The sequence below is a fragment of the Paraburkholderia aspalathi genome (assembly GCF_900116445.1).
Taxonomy (GTDB): Bacteria; Pseudomonadota; Gammaproteobacteria; order Burkholderiales; family Burkholderiaceae; genus Paraburkholderia; species Paraburkholderia aspalathi.
In genome coordinates, this window is sequence record NZ_FPBH01000010.1 from 95085 (window position 1) to 116698 (window position 21614).

The window sequence follows — 21614 nt, forward strand, 5'->3', positions numbered from 1 at the left end:
CACGGACGATACTCTCGGCAGCAGCCATTTCGAGGTGAATTCATGCGTGGACTTTGGATAATCGGGGCCACTGCGCTCCTGACGGGATGCATCAGCTCGCCGAGCCTGAACGGGACGACGGGCGCACCTTCGTTCGCATCGTTGCAGCAGATGTGCAGCGCCCAGACGGTCGACTACGGCAACGACGCGCAAGGCGTCTACGCGGCGCTGTTCGATGCGTACGTGGCGAACCGGCGCGGCAAGTTGTCGAAGGACGATTACTGCGCGTTTCAGGCGTCGCTGGCACAGCATTACACGAGCCTCGGTGCGAGTGCTGATCCGCAAGTGCGCAATCAGTGGGTGACCTTCTTCACCGACCAGCGCGCCAAAGCGTTGAGCTGGCGCGCGGCGGCCGATCCGACCTTGCGCGCGGGCTGAGTTTCGCGCCTGCTTGTTCCTACTCAGAACGTTTCGCCAGCTTATTCGCGCTGCGTGATTTGATAGACCAACCCGGGGCTAGCCGCGCTGCGGCTGCGCCCCCCGCCACAACATCCGGCGAATCTGCGCGAACACGGCCTCACGCGTCGGCGCGTTGCTCCCTGCTGCTTGCTGCGCCTGTGGCAAAGGCAACTGATTGGCGAGCGCCAGCATGGTGAAGCCGTGCAGGCTCGCCCAGTACGCGTAACCGATCAATTCCGGATCCCCTTCCAGAAGACCCGCGGCCACCAGCTGCTCGAAGTGCACCCCGAGCATGCGCCAGGCGCGGTGCGATGCGGCCTGAAGTTCGGGATAGGCGCCATCCTGCTGCGTCAGATCGAACATCAGGCGGTAAGCATGCGGCTCGTCGAGTGCGAACGCCACGTAGGCGTCGCTGACAGCGGAGCGGTCGGTCGCGGGTGCTTCCTTTGCCACGGCTTCGAGCCGCGCCGCGAATCGGTTGAACGCCGCCGCGCGGACCATCGCAAGGATTTCGTCTTTGTCGCGGAAGTAGCGATAGGGCGTCATCGCGCTGCAACCCAGCTCCTTCGCCAGTTCGCGCATCGTCACGCCTTGCGCGCCGCGCGTGGCGAACGCGTTTTCGGCCACGCGCCGCATGGTTTCGCGGAATTGCTGGATGTCGTCGGAAGAGAGCGTTTTTGGCATGCGCGAAGGAAGAAGGTCCGTCGCGTCAATTTACTGTGTAAATGAATTGGGCACAACAAAGCGGCCGTTGACGCGGCCGCTTTGCTTGGTAATCAAGGGTACTAGGAAAAACGCTTGATGGCCCGGAGCGCACTGTCGCCGGTTTCGGTTACGCGCCATTGTTCGTTGCCCGACGCGAGCCGTTCGAGTTGCACAAGCTGGCGTTCCAGCAAGGCGTCGAGTTCTTCTCGCTCCATGTCGACTTGATTGGGAGCGTCCTTGACGAGCAACAACGTGGCGAATTCATGCGGACTCAGCATCGTTCTCTCCATGTCAAGCAAACGCGGACGGCCTTGGAGGCGACTGGCACGATGCCAGTGGAGTCCGCTAAAGGATCAGGCGGGAGGTGCGGCTATCACGACAGGTTCACGCTGCCGGCACTCCGCGTAACGCGGAACGGACGCCGGGGAACTGGAGTGTAGTCAACCGTCCGTCAAACACCAAATGGGCCCCAGTAAATTTTTCCTTTGACAATTGGGACCCGCAGAGGCGGTTTGGAGCAGCGGCCAGATCCTTGATTTCACTCGAAGTTTCGCGTGCACTGCAACATGGCGGAAGACGCCTGGGATCACTCGGCGATATACACCTGGCAGTTGGCGGCGGCGAGGGTTTCGTTCATCTCGGCGGGTGGCGCGGCGTCGGTGAAAAGCGCGTCGATCTGATCGAGGTGACCTTGGCGAACGAGTGCCGGACGGCCGAATTTGGAGTTGTCGGCGGCGAGAAACACGGTGCGTGCATGCTGGATGATCGCCTCGGCCACGCGCACTTCGCGGGTGTCGAAATCGCGCAGCGTGCCATCCGTTTCAATGCTGGACGTCCCGATGATCGCGAAGTCCACCTTGAACTGCCGGATGAAGTCGATCGCCAGTTCGCCGACGATGCCCTTGTCCCACGGCCGCACGATGCCGCCCGTCACCAGCACTTCGCAATCCGGATAGCCGCTCATCATGCTGGCGACATTCAGATTGTTGGTGATCACGCGCAGGCCGCGATGCCGGTTGAGCGCTCGTGCGACTTCTTCGGTCGTCGTGCCGAGGTTGATGAAGAGGGACGCCTGATCGGGAATGTGAGTGGCCACTAGCGCCGCAATGCGCCGCTTCTCTTCGTGAAACATCCGCTGACGCGCCGTGTACGAGACGTTCTCGGAACTGGTCGGTAGACTGGCGCCGCCGTGATAGCGGCGCAGCAGGTTCATGTCAGCGAGCCAGTTGACGTCGCGGCGGATCGTCTGCGGTGTCACGTCGAAGTGGGCCGCGAGGTCGTCCACGGTCACGAAGCCGTCGCGTTGCACCCACTCCAGCAGTTCCTGTTGCCGGGCGTTGAGAGTCAGGCGGGGGTCTCGGGTCATGTGTCTCGGGTCGTGGGTTTTTATCGGCGCTGCCCGCCGCCGACGCAAGAAGCCGAGCCGGAAGACGGGTAATGCGTGAACGAGGGTGGGGGTATTGTAAGACCATCGCACGTCTTGTCTGCCAACTCATGCGTCATGGTTCGGATTCAGGACGACCGTGCGGTGATCTATTCAGGTCATTTACGCATTTATTCATTTGATAAATGAATTTGTTTTTTGTGCCGGATCGCGCTGCAATCCAAGGCTCCGCGTTTTACCTGAGCCTTACCCGTTTCCCATGGTTTCCGGCGTTATAGAACACGCCGGACCGCGCTTTCGAGAGTGTTCGACATGACTGGCTTCAACTGGCAAAACCCCTATCCGACGCCGCGTCTGCCTGTATTCGCGCGCAACATCGTTTCGACTTCGCATCCGCTCGCGGCGCAAGCCGGTCTGCGGATGCTGTGGAAAGGCGGCAATGCCGTCGACGCGGCGATCGCCGCCGCCGCCGCCATCACGGTGGTCGAGCCGGTCTCGTGCGGCCTCGGCGGCGACGCCTTCGCGCTGGTGTGGGACGGCAAGAAGCTGCATGGCCTGAACGCGTCGGGTGTGTCGCCGGCGGCCTGGAACGTCGATTACTTCAAGCGCAAGTACGGCGAGGAAAACGGTCTTGCCAAACAACCCAAGCGCGGTTGGGACGCTGTGACGGTGCCGGGCGTGATCGCCGGCTGGGAAGCGCTGCATCAGAAATTCGGCTCGCTGCCGTTCGCCGATCTGATGGAACCGGCGATCGAGATCGCCGAGCGCGGCCATGCGGTGGCAAGCATCGTCGCCTACAAATGGGCGGCAGCCGTCCCCGAATTGAAGGACCTGCCAGGCTTCGCGCAAACCTTCATGCCGCGCGGCCGCGCGCCGGAAGTCAGCGAACTGGTGCGCTTTCCTGGCCACGCGAAGACGTTGCGCAAGCTCGCCGAACAAGGTCCGCGTGCGTACTACGAAGGCGAGATCGCCGAACAGATCGCGGCGTTTGCGCGTGAAGGCGGCGGCGCGTTGACCCTCGACGATCTGCGCAACTACAAAGCGGACTGGGTCGAGCCGATCGGCAAAGATTATCGAGGCTACACCGTGCACGAAATTCCGCCGAACGGCCAAGGCATCGCGGCGCTGATCGCGCTGGGCATCCTCGAAAAATTCGACGTGAAAGAACTCGCCATCGACAATGTCGAGTCGCAGCATTTGCAGATCGAAGCGATGAAGCTGGCATTTGCCGACGTCTACCGCTACGTCGCCGATCCGCGCTCGATGGACGTCACGCCCGAGCAGATGCTCGACGACGCGTACCTTACGTCGCGCGCGAAGCTGATCGACCACAAGCGCGCCACTCAATTCGACTTCGGCATGCCGAAGGCCGGTGGCACGATCTACATGTCGGTAGCGGACGAGCGCGGCATGATGGTCAGCTTCATCCAGTCGAACTACATGGGCTTCGGTTCGGGCATCGTGGTGCCCGATAGCGGTATCGCGATGCAGAACCGTGGCTGCGGCTTCTCGATGGACCCGAAGTCGCCGAACGTGGTGGAAGGCGGCAAGCGGCCGTTCCATACCATCATCCCGTCGTTCCTGACGCAGCAGGTGGACGGCAAGCAGGAAGCGGTGATGAGCTTCGGTGTGATGGGCGGCGATATGCAGCCGCAAGGCCACCTGCAATCGATCGTGCGGATGCTCGACTACGGTCAGCAACCGCAGGCCGCCTGCGACGCCCCGCGCTGGAAGGTTAACCGCGACTTCACCATCGACATCGAATCGACGCTCGATCCGAAGACTGCCGAGGCATTGCAGAAGCTGGGTCACACGATCAAATCGGTCGACGATCCGTACATGGACTTCGGCTCCGGCCAGTACATCTGGAAGCTCGATCGCAACGATCCGGACCGCGGCTATGTAGCGGCAAGCGACAGCCGTCGCGATGGCCTGGCAGCGGGGTTCTAAATGAACATCCCCGCGTCGCAATCCGCGACTGCATCCCCGCGCTCCACGTCCGCACCGCTTTCCAAAGCGATGGTGCGGCGTATCGTGTTTTCGTCGTCGGTCGGCAACGCGCTCGAGTGGTTCGATTTTCTGGTCTATGGCTACTTCGCGACCATCATCGCGAAAGAGTTCTTCCCGATGCAGGACGAGTGGCTCTCGACGCTGCTCGCCATTGCCACCTTCGGCATCTCGTTCCTGATGCGGCCGCTGGGCGCCATCGTGCTGGGCGTCTACGGCGACCGCAAGGGCCGCAAGGCGGCGCTCACGCTCGCCATCGCGTTGATGATGGTCGGCACCTTCACGATGGCGGTGATGCCGCCGTATGCATCGATCGGTCTGGCGGCGCCCGTGTTGATCCTGCTCGCGCGGCTCGTGCAAGGTTTCGCGGTGGGCGGCGAGTTCGGCAGCGCGACGGCCTTCATGGTCGAACACAGCGCTTCACGGCGTGGCTACTACGCGAGTTGGCAGTTCGCGAGCCAGGGACTGGCCGCGATCACCGCGGCGGCCTTCGGTTCGCTCCTGACCGCGTGGATGCCACCCGAGCAACTCAATAGCTGGGGCTGGCGCCTTCCGTTCATCTTTGGTCTGCTGGTCGGGCCGGTGGGCTATTACATCCGCTCGCATCTCGACGAGACGCCGGAGTTTCTCGCCTTGCGTAAAGCGCGTGAGTCCGCGAGCAAGCATCAGATTGCATCTGACGCGAAGGACGCGTCGTTCAGCAGCCAGTGGGTGAATCTGCTGCTGGCCGTGGGCATCGTCGCGCAATCCACGGTCGGCGTGTATGTGTTGCAGCTCTACATGCCGATGTACGCGGTCAAGCAGTTGCACATGCCGGCTGCGGCGTCGTTCGGCGTGGTGGTGCTCAATGGCGGCTTGCAGTTCTTGCTGTCGCCCGTGATGGGCGCATTGTCGGACCGCATCGGCCGGATTCGCATCATGCTGACGACGTCGATACTGATGGGCTTGCTGATCTATCCGATGTTCGCTTTGCTGCAGTCGCATCCGACGATTGGCTGGCTACTGCTGTTGCAAGGCACCGCTGGAATTTTCAAGGCGGCTTACTCCGGACCGATGCCCGCGCTGATGTCTGAGATCTTTCCCACGCAGGTGCGCTCGACGGGTCTTTCAATCGGTTACAGCATCGGCGTAACGATTTTCGGTGGCTTTGCGCCGACGATTGTCGAGACCTTCATTCACTTGACCGGTGACAAGCTGGCGCCAAGTTACTACGTCCTGGTTGCGGCCGTGCTGTCAGGCTTGTCGCTTGTGGTGGTCGCGTGGCGTATGCGGCGCGTCCGGCGTCTCGAAGGCGTTCAGCCCGCATGACGGCGTGGCCGGCAGCCGTTGTGCTTCGCAGCGAGCCTTGCCGTGGTTGACATGGAATCTCCTTGCAAATCAAAGCCAGCTCGTCGAGCTGGCTTTTTTTGTGCCTTGCGTGTGCCGCCTGTAATCAACTGAAGCATTCGCCTACGGTGAAATTTGAACTGCGGCGGTTCGGCACGGTCTGTGCTGGGTGATCTGCAGAATTGTGAAACACCGGCTAAGATGCAGGATACAAGGGGTTAACTCTAATCAAGGTGCTGTATCTGACCCGGCGGACCGCCCTTGCGATAGTGGGCGGTTTCGAGCGCGCTCCACGAGTCGATACAGTTTTCGGAGCAAAGACACAATGCACACTGAGCTGAACCATGTGATGCCCTGGCGGATCGAGGATATCGACCTTACCCGCATAGATCGTCAGAAGGCCGTCGCTAATGAGGACCTGCTGCTTCTGCTGTGCGCCGCTTCGTTCATCGAAAGCGGTACCGATCTTTACACCAGCAATCTGAGCACGTTCTTCGACGGCGACCCCGAGGTCTCGGCCTGGCTCAACCAGGAATGGGAGCCGGAAGAGATGCAGCACGGCCGGGCGCTCAAGACGTATATCGCCTACGTCTGGCCTGAGTTCGATTGGGACACCGCCTTCCGCAATTTCATGGAGGAGTATTCGCTGACCTGCTCGGTCGAAGACTTCGAAAAGACCCGCGCGCTCGAGATGGTTGCGCGCTGTGTGGTGGAAACGGGTACCGCAACGCTGTATCGCGCGATTGGCGAATGTTCGGACGAGCCCGTGCTCAAGCAGATCACCGACAACATTCGCACTGACGAAGTCCGTCACTACAAGCACTTTTTCAAGTTCTTCAAGAAGTACAACAAGATCGAAGGCAATGGCCGTCTTGCGGTTCTCGGCGCGTTGATGCGACGTGTGATGGAGATCAAGAACGAAGACTCGGAGATCGCCTTGCGCCATGTCTTCGCGATTCGTTATCCGGAACGCGTGCACGATTCGGCCTATAACCGCGAACGGGCCGCGCGCATCAATGCGCTGGTTCGGCGCAATCTGTCGGCGGACATGTGCGTGAAGATGCTGCTTAAGCCGCTCGATCTGCCGGCCAAGATTCAGCCGGGCGTGCATTATCCGCTCGCCAAGATCACGCAGCACGTATTCTTCCGCTGATGTTTTTCTGCTGAGTGCACGGTGCATGGATGGAGATGAATGGCCCGCTTGTGCGGGCCATTTGCTTTTCGAGGCATGATTGATCCTCGGCAGCCTTCGCAACCTCGGCAATCCGCCACTGACTGGATCGATACCATGAGCGACTCTCCTTCACCCGACCGTCCGCTCGAACAGAACGTGTTCGACGAATGGCCCGACGCCGTTCGCACGCTGTTCGACGGGTCGTCGCTGGCGAGCAAGACGGGGTTCACCGCGTCGCTGCTTACCGTCGATGCAAACGGCCATGTGCGCACGTCACTGCTTGGCGTCGGCGAGTTGTACGCGCCGGATTCGCGCTCGCTATGCATCGCGTTGTGGCCGCAGGCTCGGGCGGCACGTGTGATCGCGCAAAACGGCCGGGCCGCGCTTACGTTTGTCTGCGACGAGGCGTTCTATCAGGTGCAGTTGCGTTTGACGCCGTTAGCGGGCGTGACAGGCGACGACAGCGGCCTCGTGTACCTCATCGGCTCGATCGACACAGCGGAGGCGCAGAGCGTGCGTTATGCGCGCCTGACGAGCGGCATCACGTTTGAACTGGAAGGGGAAGGGAAGGCGGTGCTCGATCGATGGGAGCGGCAGATCGAGCACCTGAAGCAGGCTGCCGCTGCGGCTAGCCGATAGTCTGCGACTACGGCGAGCGAGCGGCAGTGCTTGAAACTTAACGGCCGCGCTGACCGCTGCGCGTCGGCTGGCCGCCACGCGGCGCGTCGTTGCGCGGCTTTGCGCCACCCAGCAACGCACCCGGATTGCCGCCTTGCGGCTTTGCAGCCTGCGGTTTGCGCGGTGCATGTTGTGCGGCGCTGCCTTCGTGCGCCGCGGCACGCGGCTGACCGTCATGGCGCTGACCGTCGCGGCGCGGCTGGCCGCCGTTACCGGCCGGCTTCGCCCCTTGCGGCTTCGGCTGTTGCTGACCATTCGCCGGACGCTGACCCGAACGTTGTGCGGGCTTGGCCGACGACGCGCCATCGCGGCGGCCGCCGTCACGCTGGCCACCGTCGCGTTTCGGCGCACCCTGGCTCTGGCGCGGCTGACGATTGCCACCGCCGCCACCACCACCCTGGCCACGGCGCAGAATCGGCTCCGGCTTCGCAGTCGGATCCGGCTCGAAACCGGCGATCACTTCCTGCGGCACCTGACGCTTGATCAGCTTCTCGATGTCCTTCAGCAGTTGCAGTTCGTCGACGCACACCAGCGAAATCGCTTCGCCCGATGCGCCTGCACGACCCGTTCGGCCGATGCGGTGCACGTAGTCTTCCGGCACGTTCGGCAAATCGTAATTGACCACGTGCGGCAACTGATCGATGTCGATGCCGCGTGCGGCGATGTCGGTTGCGACCAGTACTTGTAGCGTGGCGTCCTTGAACTCGGCGAGCGCGCGCGTGCGGGCTGACTGGCTCTTGTTGCCGTGAATCGCCAGTGCGCTGATGCCGTCTTTCGTCAGCTGTTCGGCAAGGCGGTTCGCGCCGTGCTTGGTGCGCGTGAACACCAGCACCTGGAACCAGTTGTGTTGCTTGATGAGGTGCGTAAGCAGCTCACGCTTCTTATCGCGGTCGACCGGGTGAATCTTTTGTGCGACGAGTTCAGCCGTCGTGTTGCGGCGGGCGACTTCGATCAGCGCCGGCGAGTCGAGCAGATTGTCGGCGAGCGTCTTGATCTCGTCCGAGAACGTAGCCGAGAACAGCAGGTTCTGACGCTTCGGCGGCAACTTCGCGAGCACGCGCTTGATGTCATGGATGAAGCCCATGTCCAGCATGCGGTCCGCTTCGTCGAGCACGAGAATCTCGAGATGGGACAGGTCGATGGTCTTCTGCTGCATGTGGTCGAGCAAACGGCCCGGCGTCGCGACGACGATGTCCACGCCGCTGCGCAGCGCGCCGATTTGCGGATTGATGCCGACGCCGCCGAACATCACGGTCGACTTCAGCTTCAGGTACTTGCCGTAGGCGCGCACGCTTTCTTCGACCTGTGCGGCCAGCTCACGCGTCGGCGTGAGGATCAGTGCGCGGACTACGCGCTTGCCCGAGGCCGAGGTGACGGCGGGCATGGTGTTCAGACGCTGCAGGATCGGCAGCGTGAAGCCGGCGGTCTTGCCGGTGCCGGTCTGCGCGCCAGCCAGCAGGTCGCCGCCGTTGAGCACGGCGGGGATTGCTTGTGTCTGGATCGGAGTCGGGGTGGTGTAGCCGAGTTCGTGTACAGCGCGGACCAGCGGTTCGGACAAGCCGAGGGAATCAAAAGACATAAATGCTCTTTGCAATGCAGTTTCGCGAACGGCACCAGACGGCACCCAATGGACCCAGGCGGGTACCAGCGGGTACAGGCACGGCATGAACACGCCTCTATGGCGCGTTCGAGGCCAAAGCCCAGTTCCGGTCGCAGAGAAATCGGCGGCACGCTCACATGCGTGCCGAATGCTTCAACGCGCTATGAAGACACGTTGACTGGCCTTAAGTTGCATTTCGCCGCCGTGGGATGTCACGCGACGTAGCGCGCAACACTGACGAATTGACACAGACTGCCCGCCAGTACGAACAGGTGCCAGATACCATGTCCGTGCCGGATGCGCTCGTCGTTGATGAAGAAGTAGATGCCGGCGCTGTAGATGACCCCGCCGGCCACGAGCCAGGCGGTACCCGCTGCCGGTAAGGCTTGAACCAGCGGGCGGACGGCAACGAGCGCGAGCCATCCCATCAAGACATACAGCACCATCGAAACGCTGCGGGTGCGTCGCCCGAGCGTCAGTTCCTGCACGATGCCGAGAGCGGCAAGCCCCCAGCTTACGCCGAATAGCGACCAGCCCCACGGCCCACGCAAAGTGACCAGCGTGAACGGGGTGTAGCTGCCGGCGATCAACAGATAGATCGCCGAATGGTCGCATTTTTGCAGAACCGCTTTGACACGCGGGTTGCGCACGCTGTGGTAGAGCGTCGAGATAGCATACAGCACGAACAGCATCGCACCGTAGACGCTGAAACTCACCACCTTGTACGCGTCGCCGTCGAGCGCGCCCATTGTCACGAGCGTAGCCAGCCCCGCCACCGACAGCACGGCGCCGACGAGATGGGTAATGCTGTTGAAACGCTCACCGACATGCACGGCTCTTTCCTCCTGCGCGGTTTCATAAGGGTTTATACCCACATGATACCGGTCCTGCAAAAACGAAGGGCGCGGCCGCGTGATTCGCAGGCCGCGCCCCAGGTGCATCTGACGCTGCTTAGTCGAGCGGCGCTGAACGCAGATCAGACACTTGCTGCGGCGACACAGCCGTACCGTGGTTGCCCCAGGACATACGAATGTACGTCACGACGGCTGCCACTTCCGTGTTCGACAGTGCCTGTGCGAACGGCGGCATGCCGTACGGATGCGGGTTGGCGTCCGTGCTCGGCGGGTAGCCGCCGTTCAGCACCATACGGATCGGGTTGACCGCCGACGGCATCTGGATCGACTGGTTGTTCGCCAGCGGCGGGAACGACGGCGGCATACCAAGACCGTTTTCCGCGTGACACTTCGCGCAGTTGTCAGCGTAGATCTTCTGACCTTGCTTCAACAGTTCGCCACCGAACTTTTCCGAGGTTTCGAGCTGCAGCGGTTCCGGCGCTTCGCTCTTCTGCGGAATCGTCTTCAGGTACGTGGCCATTGCGTTGATGTCTTCGTCCGACATGTACTGCAGGCTGTTGTGAACCACTTCAGCCATCGGACCGAACACCGCGCCGCGGTTCGACACACCGGTCTTCAGCAGATCGGCGATGTCTTTGGTTTCCCAGTCGCCCAGGCCGGCTTCCTTGTTCGACGTCAATGACGGTGCGTACCAGTTCTGCAGCGGGATCAAGCCGCCGGCAAACGCAGCCGAGCTGACCGGGCCACCCATGGCGTTGATCGACGTGTGGCACATGCCGCAGTGGCCGAGGCCTTCGATCAGGTACGCGCCGCGGTTCCATTCGACCGACTTGGTCGGATCAGCCTTGTACTCGCCTTCGCGGAAGAACAGCGTGCGCCAGCCGATCAGCATGTTGCGCTGGTTGAACGGGAATTTCAGTTCGTGCGGACGGCTCGGCACATTGACCGGCGTGACCGAGCGCAGGTACGCGTAGATCGCGTCCGAGTCGGCGCGCGTGACCTTCGTGTAGCTCGTGAACGGGAAGCCCGGGTACAGCAGGCTGCCGTCTTTCGAACGGCCTGTGTGCATGGCGCGGTAGAAGTCGTCCTGCGTCCACTTGCCGATACCGTACTGGTCGTCAGGCGTGATGTTCGGCGTGAACATCGTGCCGAACGGCGTCAGCATCGGCAGTCCGCCGGCGAACTGCTTGCCGCCGCGTACCGTGTGGCAGGCGATACAGTCGCCGGCGCGGGCGAGGTACTCGCCTTTCTTGATCAGCGCGGCCTGGTCGGCGGGCGTTGCCGCCATGGCCGTGCCGTTATGCAGGTTGTCGCCGCCCGACCACAGGACGGGAACGAGTGCGGCAGCCGCAACGACGACGACTGCCGAGAGGGCGAACAAAGACTTGCGTTTCATTTGAGTGTCTCTCCCGGTGCCTTATTGCGGTTCGCTGCCGCAGGCAAGCGGAGTCTTCAACGAGCGGGCCGGAGCCGGCACGGGGTTTTGTGGAGCCTTTTGCGTGGAAAGCCAGGCAGCAACGGCGTTCACGTCTTCGTCAGTCAGGCGGGTGGCGATGGTGTGCATGCAATCCGGTGCGATGGCATGACGCGAGCCCGAACGCCATGCGCCCAATTGCGCGCTGATGTAGTCAGCATGCAGGCCGACCAGACCCGGGATAGCGGGTTCCATACCGGTCAGCGCCTTGCCGTGGCAAGCCGCGCACGCCGGAATCTGTTTGGATGCGTCGCCGTTCAGGACGATCTGCTGGCCGCGCGCAACGATGCTTGCCGACACGGTCGGCTTGGCCGGCGTGGGGTACGGCGGGCGTTGCTGCGAGAAGTACGTGGCGATCTGATGAAGGTAGTCGTCAGAAAGATACGTGACGAGGTAGTTCATGGGCGGGTACTTGCGGCGCCCTTCGCGGAAGTTCTGCAACTGGTTGTACAGATAGTCGGCCGGCTTGCCCGCCAGACGCGGGAAGTAGTCGTTGTCGGTACCTTGGCCGTGCGAACCGTGGCAAGCCGTGCAGCCTTGCACGCGCGCTTCCATCGTATCGGGGGCCTTCGGTTGAGTCTGCGCTTTCGCAGCGCTATAGACACCCGCGGAGCCGATCAGCAGAAGGGCAAGCAACGGGCGGAAAATGCGTCTTGAAGACACGCGTAACTCCATCAAAATCGGGGACCTGACCGAACTTCGAGCGGCTCGGTGTGAAGGGCAGCCGGCGCTGCGGCGACGCAGCATTCTATCATCGAAGGGTGATGGTGACTATTTGCCACATTAGAGAAGGTTCCGGGTGTCACAGCGATGCGACAGTTTGACGCGCGTCGTTGGCTGGCAAGCGGAGCGGGCGTCCCGATTCTATCCCCGGGATCGCGGACGCATGTTGCGTTCATGCCGGCTTGCATAACAAAGCAGGTTGAACCGACGCGCGCGCCAGCCATCGAAGCGTACACTTCCGGGCGCGCCGGCGTCCGTCCGACGCGGACGACCTTCGGCTCACCGTCTACCGTTTTACTTTCCACGAGCTATCTGCCTTACATGAAGCTATTCAATTTTTCCCGTCCGGCGCTCCATGCGTTGACGTTCGGCGCCGCGGCGCTGGCCATGACGTCCACGGCTTTCGCGCATGCGCATCTGGTGTCGAGCGAGCCTGCGGCAAACGCCGAAGTGGCCGCTGCCACTGAAGTGACGATCCATTTCACCGAGCCGCTCGAACCGGCGTTCAGCCGGATCGAACTGAGCGACGCGAGCGGCAAGCCCGCCGCACCGGCTGCGTCGCAAGTCGACCAAAGTGACGCAAAGGTGATGCACCTCGCGCTGCCGCAGCTGACGGCCGGGCGCTACGCGGTGCATTGGATCGCGGTAGCCACGGACGGCCACCGTACGCAAGGCAACTTCGCGTTCATCGTCAAATGAGCATGGACGGACTGTGGATCGGGCAGGTCGCGATGGCCGCGCTCATGAATGTCGCGTTTGCGTTTGCCGTCGGTTCGGCGCTGCTCAGCGCCTGGCTCGCCAAGGACGCGCAGAGCAAGATCAACCCCGCCCGGCCCGCCTGGTTGCGCGCACAACGGTCGATGTTGACGGCATCCGTCGTGCTGGTGCTCGCGGACCTGGGCTGGCTGCTGTATCAGGCGGCGTCGATGAGCGGCGTCGCGTTGCCGGCGGCGATTGGCGTGGTGCCGACTGTCTTGACGCAAACCCATGTCGGTTACGGCTGGAGCGTGGCGTTCGCCGGCGCGCTGGTGCTGCTGGGCACAGCCATGGCCAGTCATACGGGCATGCTGCGCAATGCGCTGCTGTGGCTCGCGGTGATCGCGATCGCGGCAGGCAAGGCGTCGCTCGGACATGCGGCCGATGCCGGTCCGGCTTCGGCGGCGATCGGCATGCAGACGCTGCATGTGCTGGTGACGAGCGTCTGGGGCGGGCTGGCGATGGCGGCGGGGCTCGCGGTATTGCCCGCGCTCGGCACGTCGACCGCACGCGGCATGCTGATCCGCACGGCGACCCAGGTGTCGCACGTATCCGTCGTGGCGGTCGGGCTGGTGCTGCTCACCGGGATCTTCAACGCCGTGCGTGGCTCGGGCGGCTCGTTCGAAGCCATCGAGATGAGCACATGGGGCCATGTGCTGACGCTGAAGCTTGCGTTAGTCGCGCTCGCGCTGGTGCTCGGCGGGCTCAATCGTTTCTCGGCGCTGCCGCGCCTGCGCCGCACGGCCTCGACGATGGACGCGCATACCTTCGTCAACGTGCTGTATCTCGAAGCGCTGGCGATGATCGGTGTGTTTGTCGCGGCGGCAGTCTTGTCGCACAGCGTGCCGGCATTCGCCGCGTTGGGCAGTTAAGGCTAAAAAAAGCGCCGCACAGCAAAGGCGTGCGGCGCAATACACACGGTCGCCCGGCGGTGGCCGGCTGATCCGTTACTGCCCTCTAGGCGGTGAACGCGTTGTGCGCCCGTTCCAGCGTCTCTTCCGGAAACATTTCCTGCTGCAGTTCGCCGTCGTTGCCGAACCACTGGCAGATCAACCAGTTGCCCGGCGCGAACAGCACCGGTCCGCTCCAGGTTGCGGTCATCGGACGTCCACCGGATTTGAGCGTCAGGACGTCGCCGGCCCGGTAGGCAGGCTTCGCGGGGCTCGCAGGTTTCTTTCGCAGTCGCATGATGAGCGTCCGTTCGACGAAACCAATCATTCGAGGCCGAGCCGGTGTCCGAGAATCGGCGCGCAGAAGAGCGCGATCGCGCAGCCCGCGGCTTTGCCTTCCAGTTCCGCGCCGGCGGCACGCGAGCCATACATGTGGGTGAGCAGGTCGAAGAGTTGCGGCAGGCAGTACAGCACCGCGGCCGCGATAAAGCATTTTTCGACTACCGAGATGCGCCAGCCGCGTTCATACGCGAGCATCGCGCCGAAGATGCGAAGCACGCCGAACACCACCAGTGCGCCGACGGCGGCCTGTTCGCGGATCAGATAGTCTGGAAGGAATTCGCCCATGATGTTCCCCGATGCATTTGTCGTTCTGAATGCATTTGAGCAAGGAGCGGGCCATGCGTATGTCTGATGCCGAACAAACGGCTTGAAAGCCTTTGTGGATAAGGCTTTGCGGATAGTGCGGCGGCGCCGGGAAAGTGCCGGAAAGGGCGTATTCAGGCGGCTTCGGTCCGTGGTGTTACGTAACTGAGACGGCGCACGCTACGTCTGCCGTAACGTGCGCGCCGGCCATTACCATTCCGCGACGCTGCCATCCTCATGGCGCCACACCGGATTGCGCCAGCGGTGGCCGACCTTCGCCATCTCGCGCACCTTCTCTTCGTTCACTTCGATGCCGAGGCCCGGGCCTTGCGGGATCGACACAAAGCCGTCTTCGTATTTGAAGACTTCGGGGTTCCTGATGTAGTCGAGCAGGTCGTTGCCCTGGTTGTAGTGAATGCCCAGGCTCTGTTCCTGGATGAACGCGTTGTAGCTCACCGCGTCGATCTGCAGGCAGGTGGCCAAAGCGATCGGGCCGAGCGGGCAGTGCAGCGCGAGCGCGACGTCGTACGCCTCGGCCATCGAGGCGATCTTGCGACATTCGGTAATCCCGCCCGCGTGCGACGCGTCCGGCTGGATGATGTCGACGTAGCCGCCCGACAGGATGTGCTTGAAGTCCCAGCGCGAATACAGACGTTCACCCAAAGCGATCGGCGTGTTGGTCTGGTTGACGATGTCGCGCAAGGCTTCCGCGTTTTCCGACAGCACCGGCTCTTCGATGAAGAGCAGCTTGTACGGGTCGAGTTCTTTGGCCAGCACCTTCGCCATCGGCTTATGCACGCGGCCGTGGAAGTCCACGCCGATGCCGATGTTCGGTCCCACCGCTTCGCGCACGGCGGCGACGTTGTTGATGACGCCTTGCACCTTGTCGAAGGTGTCGATGATCTGCAGCTCTTCGGAGCCGTTCATCTTTACGGCCTTGAAGCCGCGCTCGACCACGGCGCGCGCGTTGTTCGCGACATCGCTCGGACGGTCGCCGCCGATCCATGAATACACCTTGATCTTGTCGCGCACCTGGCCGCCGAGCAGCGCATGAATCGGCACGCCATGATGCTTGCCCTTGATGTCCCACAGCGCCTGGTCGACGCCGGCGATCGCGCTCATGGTGATCGGGCCGCCGCGGTAGAAGCCCGAGCGATACATCACCTGCCAGTGATCTTCGATCAGCAGCGGGTCTTTGCCGATCAGATAGTCGGACAGTTCCTCGACAGCGGCGGCCACCGTATGCGCGCGGCCTTCGACCACCGGCTCGCCCCAGCCGACGATGCCTTCATCCGTCTCGATCTTCAGGAAGCACCAACGCGGCGGGACGATAAAGGTTTCGAGCTTGGTGATTTTCATGATGTGTGTCTCCTTGCGGCTTGGGTGCCTGCGTGTGCGGGCAATTTCGAGGATTCACATGCTACAACAAAAGTGCGATTAAGTACTATTAATAGTACTATTGGCCAAATAGTGGCTGACGACGACGAGGTCGCAACTGAACGCCGCCGAGCATGCCAACCCGGCAACGGCGCTGAATTCAGAAGTTGGCAAGTGGAGATACCGGATAATCGCGGTCGTTCCGGGCTCAGGTCCAATATCAATAGCGCCGAGAGGCCGCTGGGAGAAAGCTATTCAGCACGATCTGCATGGGCGCGTCGCCCATCTGCTGGCGACCGCGATTCTGCGCGGCGACTACGCGCCCGATTCGATCCTGCCGCGCGAGGCGGAGCTGATGGACACCTTCGGCGTGAGCCGGACAGTGTTGCGCGAAGCGCTGCGTACGCTGACTTCGAAAGGGCTGATCGAATCGCGGCCACGGGTGGGCACGCGGGTGCGGCCGAAACATGCGTGGAATCTGCTCGATGTCGATGTGCTCGACTGGTATTCGCGCGTCGCCGAACCGATGGCCTTTGCGCTCAAGCTGCAGGAAATGCGCGAAATGATCGAGCCGTACGCGGCGGGTCTGGCGGCGGCCTCGCATACGGACGACACCTTCAATGCGCTCGCGGCAGCGCATGCGTCGATGGTCGCAGCGCGTAACGTCGATGAATGGGTGCGCGCCGATCTGCAGTTTCATCTAAGCGTGCTGACGGCCTGCAGCAACGAATTGCTGATTCCGCTCGGCACACTGATCGAGAGAACGCTCGAAGCGCAGCTGCGCCTGAACGCGAAACGCGCCGACGTGTTCAACGCGTCGCTGGCCGAACACACGGCGGTGTTCGAAGCGATCCGCGACCGTGATGCAACGGCGGCGCGAGAGGCAATGGCCGGATTGCTGGGCGTGACGCGAGGGAGAATCGAAGCGTGAGCGTGGCGCGAAAGCTCTGCCGCTCCCGCTTGACGCCATCATCATTCTCAATCCATCGCCGCGTGCGCCACTGATGCATCCGGCGCCTGGCGCGCTGGTCGGATCAACAGCAGCAGTGGAATGACCAGTAGCGTCGCCACGAACATCAGCTTGAAGTCATTCAGATACGCGATCATCGACGCCTGCTGCGTAATCGACGCATTCAGCACCGCCAGGTCGTAATTCGAGCCGCTACCGAGCATCGGCTGGATTGCCGGATTGAACGGCGTGACATTCGCTGCGAGGTCGGCATGCGAGACCTGCGTGTTGCGGGTCATCAGCGTCTGCACGATCGAAATGCCAATACTGCTGCCAATATTGCGCATCAGGCTGTACGTCGCGGTGCCGTCCGCGCGCAGTTCGGGCGTGAGCGTGGAGAAGGTCAGCGCGCTCAATGGCACGAACACGAGGCCGAGACCAAAGCCCTGAATCACGCCAGGCCAGATGATGTCCGATTCCGACAACACGATCGTGTACTGCATCATCTGCCACAGTGCGAACGCGGAGATCAGGAAGCCGGCGAGCAGGAGAAGCCGCGCGTCGATCCGCTTCAATAGCCGTCCGGCGAACAGCATCGCCACCATGGTTCCCGCGCCGCTCGGCGCTGTGACGAGACCCGTGGTCGCCACGGGATAGTTCATCAGGTTTTGCAGCATTGGCGGCAGCAACGCACGCGTCGCATACATCACCGCGCCGATCACGAAGATGAAGAACGTGCCGGTGGCGAAGTTCGGGTCCTTCAGCAATTCGTATTTGAAGAACGATTTCTTGCCGACCGTGGCCGTATGCACGAGGAAGAACGCGAAGCTGATCGCCGCGAGTAGCGCCTCGATGACGATCTCATTCGAGCCGAACCAGTCGAGTTGCTCGCCGCGGTCGAGCATCGCCTGCAGCGCGCCGATCGCGAGACCCAGGGTGGCAAAGCCGAATGCGTCGAACTTCGCATCGTGCTTCGGTTCACGCGCGGGCAGGAAGGTCGCCACGCCGAACAGCGCGAACGCACCGATCGGTACGTTGATGAAAAACACCCAGCGCCAGTTGTAGCTATCGGTGAGCCAGCCGCCGAGCGTCGGCCCGAGAATCGGTCCGACCATCACGCCCATGCCCCACACCGCCATCGCCTGGCCCTGCTTTTCGCGCGGATTGATGTCGAGCAGGATCGATTGCGACAGTGGCACCAGCGAGGCCCCGAAAATCCCCTGCAGCAAACGCGATGCGACGATCTGCGTCAGCGTTTCCGACAAGCCGCATAGCGCCGAGGCCACCGTGAAGCCGCCGATCGCGAAGATCAGCAGCCGCTTGACGCTCAGCCGGTCGGATAGCCAGCCGGTCAGCGGCGTGGCGATCGCGGCCGCGACGATGTACGACGTCAGCACCCACGTGATCTCATCCTGCGACGCCGACAGCGTGCCCTGCATGTGCGGCAGCGCGACGTTGGCGATCGTGCTGTCGAGCGTCTGGATCAGCGTCGCGAGCATGATCGAGACGGTGATCATCGGCCGATTGAGCGGGGCGGCGCTCGTCGACGCGGAGTCGGTTGACATGGGAGAGCAGGACCTTCGATATAGTAAGCATGCTTATTATATTGGCTGCCAATGCATCCGCCCACCAGGATTTATGCGGAGCCTGAATTACGCCCGCTGCGCTGGTTTTGCAGCCATTCCGACGATGACAAACGAAACGCTTTCGTATAATCGGCGCATGACTACCCAACTCGAAGAGCGCTTCGGCTTTCTGATTTCCGACGTCGGCCGCCTGACAGGCAAGCGTTTCGACGATCTCGCGAAGTCATCGGTCGATCTGACGCGCGCGCAGTGCCGCGTGCTGGCCAATCTCGCCCATTACGGCGACGTCAATCAGGCGCGGCTCGCGGACCTGCTCGAAGTCGCGCCGATTTCGGCGGGGCGTCTGCTGGACCGGATGGAAGAGGGCGGCTGGATCGAGCGCACGGCCAATCCGGAGGATCGCCGCGAACGTCAGGTGCGCATGACACCGAAGGCCGAGCGCACGCTCGGCAAGGCCCGCAAAGTGGGCGATGAAGTTGCGCTCGAAGCGCTGAACGGTTTTACCGACGAAGAAGCGAAGCAGCTTATCGCGCTGCTGCAACGGGTGCGCGGGAATCTCAGCCGACTGGTGGATCGGTGAGCGTGGGGCTTGGCCGTTTTAGTTAGAGCAGGACCGGGCTAAGACATTGCAAAGGAGCTGGCGCAAGCCAGCTCCTTTTTTAGTTGCGGGCGTTAAAGCCGACGACGCGATTGTGCAAAGTCATCCGCCTATTTGGGTTCGGGGGCAGCACCCGACGGCTGAACCAGTTCGAAGCACGCAGCCTTCGATTTCGCATCGGGCGACGACGGGTCGAGACATTTGAAGGCGCTCTGATCGCGCTGAACGAAGATCGTATCGGTTGGGCCGGCGTTGCCACGCACGCCGTTCACAACAGCGACGATTTTGTAGCCGTCCTGCAGCAAGGTTGAAAGCGTGAGAGAACTGGCGCGCCACTGACTGTCGGGTGGCGTTTGAGCGCTGGCGGAGAGCGGCGATGCGGCGGCGAGAAGCGTGCTGGATGCGGTGCCCACGGCAAGCGCGGCGGTGCGGAACGTCATCAAGAAACCTCCTTGAAGTTGCTGTTTGGGAAAGCCAAAACAAAAAAGCCGCTGACCTTGTGGATCAGCGGCTTCTTCTTGCAACTGGTGGCGAATCAGGGACTCGAACCCCGGACCTGCGGATTATGATTCCGTCGCTCTAACCAACTGAGCTAATTCGCCGAAAGAAGCGAGATTATGAGGATAGGGCCGGAGGCTGTCAACCCCCGGCCCGCAACTTTTTTAAATTGCCCGGGCTGTCAGGCGTTTCAGTCCTTCGCGTAGATGTCCGAGTCCTTGGTTTCCCTCACGAACAGCACGCCGATCACGAGCGTGATGAGCGCGACCACAATCGGATACCACAGCCCCGAGTAGATGTTGCCCTTGGCCGCCACGATCGCGAAGGCGGTCGCCGGCAGGAAGCCGCCGAACCAGCCATTGCCGATGTGATACGGCAGCGACATCGAGGTATAGCGGATGCGCGTCGGGAACATCTCCACCAGCATCGCCGCAATCGGCCCGTAGACCATCGTCACGTAGATCATCATGATCGTCAGGATCACCACGCTCATCGGCCAGTTGATCTGCGACGGATCGGCCTTCGGCGGATAGCCGGCGGTCTTCAGCGTGGTCGCGAGCGTCTTGTCGAACACCTTGCCCTGGTCCTTGGCGTCGGCGGCCTTGCCGTCATACGTGTTGATCACCGTATCGCCGACCTTGATCTCCGCTAGCGAGCCGGCAGGCGCGGCGACGTTCTCGTAGTTCAAGCCGGCTTTCGAGAGCGCGCTCTTGGCGATATCGCAGGAGCTCGTGAACTTCGCCGTGCCGACCGGATTGAACTGGAACGAACACTCATCCGGGTTCGCGATCACGACAATCGGGGACTTCGCCGTGGCCGCTTCCAGCGCCGGGTTCGTGTAGTGACTCAGCGCCTTGAACAGCGGGAAGTACGTGCAGGCAGCAATCAGCAGGCCGGCCATGATGATCGGCTTGCGGCCGATGCGGTCCGACAGCGAGCCGAAGAACAGGAAGAACGGCGTGCCGATCAGGAGCGCGATCGCGATCAGGATGTTGGCCGTCGCGCCGTCGACCTTCAGCGTCTGCGTCAGGAAGAACAGCGTGTAGAACTGACCCGTGTACCAGACCACGGCCTGGCCGGCGGTCAGGCCGATCAGCGCGAGAATCACGATCTTCAGGTTCTTCCATTGACCGAACGCTTCGGACAGTGGCGCCTTCGAGGTTTTGCCTTCGGCCTTGATGCGCTCGAACACCGGCGATTCATGCAGTTGCAGACGAATCCACACCGACACGCCGAGCAGGATGATCGACGCGATGAACGGAATGCGCCAGCCCCATGCGCCGAACGCGTCTTCGCCCATGGCCGTGCGCACGCCGAGAATTACCAGCAGCGAGAGGAACAGGCCGAGCGTGGCGGTCGTCTGGATCCACGCGGTGTAGAAGCCTCGGCGTCCCGCCGGCGCATGTTCCGCGACGTAGGTGGCCGCACCGCCGTACTCGCCGCCGAGTGCGAGGCCTTGCAGCATCCGCATCGCGATGAAGATCACTGGCGACACAATGCCGATCGACGCATAGCCGGGCAGGAAGCCGACGAGGAAGGTCGACAGACCCATGATCACGATCGTGATGAGGAACGTGTATTTGCGCCCGACCATGTCGCCGAGGCGTCCGAATACGATCGCGCCGAATGGCCGTACCGCGAAGCCCGCGGCGAAACTCAGAAGCGTAAAGATGAAAGCGGCAGTCGGATTGACGCCGGAGAAGAAGCTCTTGCTGATGAAGATGGCGAGTGAGCCGGCCAGATAGAAGTCGTACCACTCGAAAACCGTACCCAGCGACGACGCGAAGATCACCCGCTTCTCTTCTTTCGTCATTGGCACGTGCGAGATTTGCCCGCCAACGGTAGCCATATGTTGTCTCCAATATTGATATGTGCACGCGGTCCGCCGGCAAAGGCGTTCCCGTGAAACCGATTATTGGAGTGGAAACTTACGGCGTACTGACGTGGAGGGG

22 protein-coding genes and 1 tRNA gene are annotated in these 21614 nt (G+C 62.2%); 9 read left to right on the top strand and 14 right to left on the bottom strand.

The window, feature by feature from the left end; translation table 11 throughout:
- The first annotated feature begins 42 nt into the window (after positions 1 to 42).
- Positions 43 to 417 carry a hypothetical protein gene (locus BM438_RS17265; protein ID WP_093635520.1) on the top strand — a complete coding sequence of 125 codons (375 nt, stop codon included), beginning with the start codon at positions 43 to 45 and terminating at the stop codon, positions 415 to 417.
- 78 nt (positions 418 to 495) lie between these two features.
- Here BM438_RS17265 and BM438_RS17270 read toward each other — a convergent pair whose 3' ends face one another.
- From BM438_RS17270 to BM438_RS17280, 3 genes are all read right to left on the bottom strand, one after another.
- Positions 496 to 1122, bottom strand: coding sequence for a TetR/AcrR family transcriptional regulator (locus tag BM438_RS17270; protein WP_093635522.1), 627 nt, complete (start codon positions 1120 to 1122; stop codon positions 496 to 498).
- A gap of 101 nt (positions 1123 to 1223) precedes the next feature.
- Positions 1224 to 1421: a hypothetical protein gene (locus BM438_RS17275; RefSeq protein WP_054034465.1), complete on the bottom strand. Its 198-nt coding sequence runs from the start codon at positions 1419 to 1421 to the stop codon at positions 1224 to 1226.
- Positions 1422 to 1729: 308 nt separating this feature from the next.
- Complete coding sequence (locus BM438_RS17280) at positions 1730 to 2509, bottom strand: DeoR/GlpR family DNA-binding transcription regulator (RefSeq protein WP_093635526.1); 780 nt, start codon at positions 2507 to 2509, stop codon at positions 1730 to 1732.
- A gap of 330 nt (positions 2510 to 2839) precedes the next feature.
- Between BM438_RS17280 and ggt the strand changes: the two genes are divergently transcribed.
- From ggt to BM438_RS17300, 4 genes are all read left to right on the top strand, one after another.
- Complete coding sequence (gene ggt, locus BM438_RS17285) at positions 2840 to 4477, top strand: gamma-glutamyltransferase (protein ID WP_093635528.1); 1638 nt, start codon at positions 2840 to 2842, stop codon at positions 4475 to 4477.
- The gene (locus BM438_RS17290; protein ID WP_093635530.1) at positions 4478 to 5842 is read left to right on the top strand and encodes an MFS transporter; all 1365 of its coding nucleotides are present in this window, start codon (positions 4478 to 4480) and stop codon (positions 5840 to 5842) included.
- A 343-nt stretch (positions 5843 to 6185) separates the two neighbouring features.
- Entirely contained in the window at positions 6186 to 7013 is an 828-nt protein-coding gene (locus BM438_RS17295) for a ferritin-like domain-containing protein (protein ID WP_093635532.1), read from the top strand.
- Positions 7014 to 7148: 135 nt separating this feature from the next.
- Positions 7149 to 7673 (top strand): pyridoxamine 5'-phosphate oxidase family protein, encoded by a 525-nt coding sequence (locus tag BM438_RS17300; RefSeq protein ID WP_093635534.1) that lies wholly within the window; start codon positions 7149 to 7151, stop codon positions 7671 to 7673.
- A gap of 37 nt (positions 7674 to 7710) precedes the next feature.
- On the opposite strand, the gene BM438_RS17305 is transcribed toward BM438_RS17300, so the two are convergent.
- The 4 genes from BM438_RS17305 to BM438_RS17320 form a co-directional block, all read right to left on the bottom strand.
- Positions 7711 to 9291 carry a DEAD/DEAH box helicase gene (locus tag BM438_RS17305; protein ID WP_093635536.1) on the bottom strand — a complete coding sequence of 527 codons (1581 nt, stop codon included), beginning with the start codon at positions 9289 to 9291 and terminating at the stop codon, positions 7711 to 7713.
- A 233-nt stretch (positions 9292 to 9524) separates the two neighbouring features.
- The gene (trhA, locus tag BM438_RS17310; RefSeq protein WP_093635539.1) at positions 9525 to 10145 is read right to left on the bottom strand and encodes a PAQR family membrane homeostasis protein TrhA; all 621 of its coding nucleotides are present in this window, start codon (positions 10143 to 10145) and stop codon (positions 9525 to 9527) included.
- 118 nt (positions 10146 to 10263) lie between these two features.
- Entirely contained in the window at positions 10264 to 11562 is a 1299-nt protein-coding gene (locus BM438_RS17315) for a c-type cytochrome (protein ID WP_093635541.1), read from the bottom strand.
- Between the two features lie 21 nt (positions 11563 to 11583).
- Positions 11584 to 12315 carry a c-type cytochrome gene (locus BM438_RS17320; protein WP_093635543.1) on the bottom strand — a complete coding sequence of 244 codons (732 nt, stop codon included), beginning with the start codon at positions 12313 to 12315 and terminating at the stop codon, positions 11584 to 11586.
- Between the two features lie 369 nt (positions 12316 to 12684).
- On the opposite strand from BM438_RS17320, the gene copC reads away from it, so the two are divergent.
- Both copC and BM438_RS17330 read left to right on the top strand, forming a co-directional pair.
- Positions 12685 to 13062, top strand: coding sequence for a copper homeostasis periplasmic binding protein CopC (copC, locus tag BM438_RS17325; RefSeq protein ID WP_093635545.1), 378 nt, complete (start codon positions 12685 to 12687; stop codon positions 13060 to 13062).
- On the top strand, positions 13059 to 13991 hold the full coding sequence (locus BM438_RS17330) for a CopD family protein (RefSeq protein ID WP_093635547.1): 933 nt from the start codon (positions 13059 to 13061) through the stop codon (positions 13989 to 13991). The genes copC and BM438_RS17330 overlap by 4 nt, the downstream gene beginning before the upstream one ends.
- An 85-nt stretch (positions 13992 to 14076) precedes the next feature.
- Here BM438_RS17330 and BM438_RS17335 read toward each other — a convergent pair whose 3' ends face one another.
- From BM438_RS17335 to dgoD, 3 genes are all read right to left on the bottom strand, one after another.
- Positions 14077 to 14307 (bottom strand): YodC family protein, encoded by a 231-nt coding sequence (locus BM438_RS17335; RefSeq protein ID WP_093635754.1) that lies wholly within the window; start codon positions 14305 to 14307, stop codon positions 14077 to 14079.
- Between the two features lie 26 nt (positions 14308 to 14333).
- Entirely contained in the window at positions 14334 to 14636 is a 303-nt protein-coding gene (locus tag BM438_RS17340; protein WP_093635549.1) for a hypothetical protein, read from the bottom strand.
- 228 nt (positions 14637 to 14864) lie between these two features.
- Positions 14865 to 16013 carry a galactonate dehydratase gene (gene dgoD, locus BM438_RS17345; protein WP_093635551.1) on the bottom strand — a complete coding sequence of 383 codons (1149 nt, stop codon included), beginning with the start codon at positions 16011 to 16013 and terminating at the stop codon, positions 14865 to 14867.
- A 241-nt stretch (positions 16014 to 16254) separates the two neighbouring features.
- On the opposite strand from dgoD, the gene BM438_RS17350 reads away from it, so the two are divergent.
- The gene (locus BM438_RS17350; protein ID WP_208620675.1) at positions 16255 to 16962 is read left to right on the top strand and encodes a FadR/GntR family transcriptional regulator; all 708 of its coding nucleotides are present in this window, start codon (positions 16255 to 16257) and stop codon (positions 16960 to 16962) included.
- A gap of 47 nt (positions 16963 to 17009) precedes the next feature.
- Here BM438_RS17350 and BM438_RS17355 read toward each other — a convergent pair whose 3' ends face one another.
- The gene (locus BM438_RS17355; protein ID WP_093635555.1) at positions 17010 to 18545 is read right to left on the bottom strand and encodes a DHA2 family efflux MFS transporter permease subunit; all 1536 of its coding nucleotides are present in this window, start codon (positions 18543 to 18545) and stop codon (positions 17010 to 17012) included.
- Positions 18546 to 18702: 157 nt separating this feature from the next.
- On the opposite strand from BM438_RS17355, the gene BM438_RS17360 reads away from it, so the two are divergent.
- Positions 18703 to 19146, top strand: coding sequence for a MarR family winged helix-turn-helix transcriptional regulator (locus BM438_RS17360; protein ID WP_054034675.1), 444 nt, complete (start codon positions 18703 to 18705; stop codon positions 19144 to 19146).
- A gap of 128 nt (positions 19147 to 19274) precedes the next feature.
- On the opposite strand, the gene BM438_RS17365 is transcribed toward BM438_RS17360, so the two are convergent.
- From BM438_RS17365 to BM438_RS17375, 3 genes are all read right to left on the bottom strand, one after another.
- Positions 19275 to 19604 (bottom strand): hypothetical protein, encoded by a 330-nt coding sequence (locus tag BM438_RS17365; RefSeq protein WP_093635557.1) that lies wholly within the window; start codon positions 19602 to 19604, stop codon positions 19275 to 19277.
- Between the two features lie 85 nt (positions 19605 to 19689).
- A tRNA-Met gene (locus BM438_RS17370) sits at positions 19690 to 19766 on the bottom strand.
- An 86-nt stretch (positions 19767 to 19852) separates the two neighbouring features.
- The gene (locus BM438_RS17375) at positions 19853 to 21511 is read right to left on the bottom strand and encodes an MFS transporter (RefSeq protein ID WP_093635559.1); all 1659 of its coding nucleotides are present in this window, start codon (positions 21509 to 21511) and stop codon (positions 19853 to 19855) included.
- Positions 21512 to 21614 lie beyond the last annotated feature (103 nt).

Bases quoted from the DNA above. Each gene is read 5' to 3' on its own strand.
- BM438_RS17265 (WP_093635520.1), top strand. From the start codon at position 43: ATGCGTGGACTTTGGATAATCGGGGCCACTGCGCTCCTGACGGGATGC.
- BM438_RS17270 (WP_093635522.1), bottom strand. From the start codon at position 1,122: ATGCCAAAAACGCTCTCTTCCGACGACATCCAGCAATTCCGCGAAACC.
- BM438_RS17275 (WP_054034465.1), bottom strand. From the start codon at position 1,421: ATGCTGAGTCCGCATGAATTCGCCACGTTGTTGCTCGTCAAGGACGCT.
- BM438_RS17280 (WP_093635526.1), bottom strand. From the start codon at position 2,509: ATGACCCGAGACCCCCGCCTGACTCTCAACGCCCGGCAACAGGAACTG.
- ggt (WP_093635528.1), top strand. From the start codon at position 2,840: ATGACTGGCTTCAACTGGCAAAACCCCTATCCGACGCCGCGTCTGCCT.
- BM438_RS17290 (WP_093635530.1), top strand. From the start codon at position 4,478: ATGAACATCCCCGCGTCGCAATCCGCGACTGCATCCCCGCGCTCCACG.
- BM438_RS17295 (WP_093635532.1), top strand. From the start codon at position 6,186: ATGCACACTGAGCTGAACCATGTGATGCCCTGGCGGATCGAGGATATC.
- BM438_RS17300 (WP_093635534.1), top strand. From the start codon at position 7,149: ATGAGCGACTCTCCTTCACCCGACCGTCCGCTCGAACAGAACGTGTTC.
- BM438_RS17305 (WP_093635536.1), bottom strand. From the start codon at position 9,291: ATGTCTTTTGATTCCCTCGGCTTGTCCGAACCGCTGGTCCGCGCTGTA.
- BM438_RS17315 (WP_093635541.1), bottom strand. From the start codon at position 11,562: ATGAAACGCAAGTCTTTGTTCGCCCTCTCGGCAGTCGTCGTCGTTGCG.
- BM438_RS17320 (WP_093635543.1), bottom strand. From the start codon at position 12,315: ATGGAGTTACGCGTGTCTTCAAGACGCATTTTCCGCCCGTTGCTTGCC.
- copC (WP_093635545.1), top strand. From the start codon at position 12,685: ATGAAGCTATTCAATTTTTCCCGTCCGGCGCTCCATGCGTTGACGTTC.
- BM438_RS17330 (WP_093635547.1), top strand. From the start codon at position 13,059: ATGAGCATGGACGGACTGTGGATCGGGCAGGTCGCGATGGCCGCGCTC.
- BM438_RS17335 (WP_093635754.1), bottom strand. From the start codon at position 14,307: ATGCGACTGCGAAAGAAACCTGCGAGCCCCGCGAAGCCTGCCTACCGG.
- BM438_RS17340 (WP_093635549.1), bottom strand. From the start codon at position 14,636: ATGGGCGAATTCCTTCCAGACTATCTGATCCGCGAACAGGCCGCCGTC.
- dgoD (WP_093635551.1), bottom strand. From the start codon at position 16,013: ATGAAAATCACCAAGCTCGAAACCTTTATCGTCCCGCCGCGTTGGTGC.
- BM438_RS17355 (WP_093635555.1), bottom strand. From the start codon at position 18,545: ATGTCAACCGACTCCGCGTCGACGAGCGCCGCCCCGCTCAATCGGCCG.
- BM438_RS17360 (WP_054034675.1), top strand. From the start codon at position 18,703: ATGACTACCCAACTCGAAGAGCGCTTCGGCTTTCTGATTTCCGACGTC.
- BM438_RS17365 (WP_093635557.1), bottom strand. From the start codon at position 19,604: ATGACGTTCCGCACCGCCGCGCTTGCCGTGGGCACCGCATCCAGCACG.
- BM438_RS17375 (WP_093635559.1), bottom strand. From the start codon at position 21,511: ATGGCTACCGTTGGCGGGCAAATCTCGCACGTGCCAATGACGAAAGAA.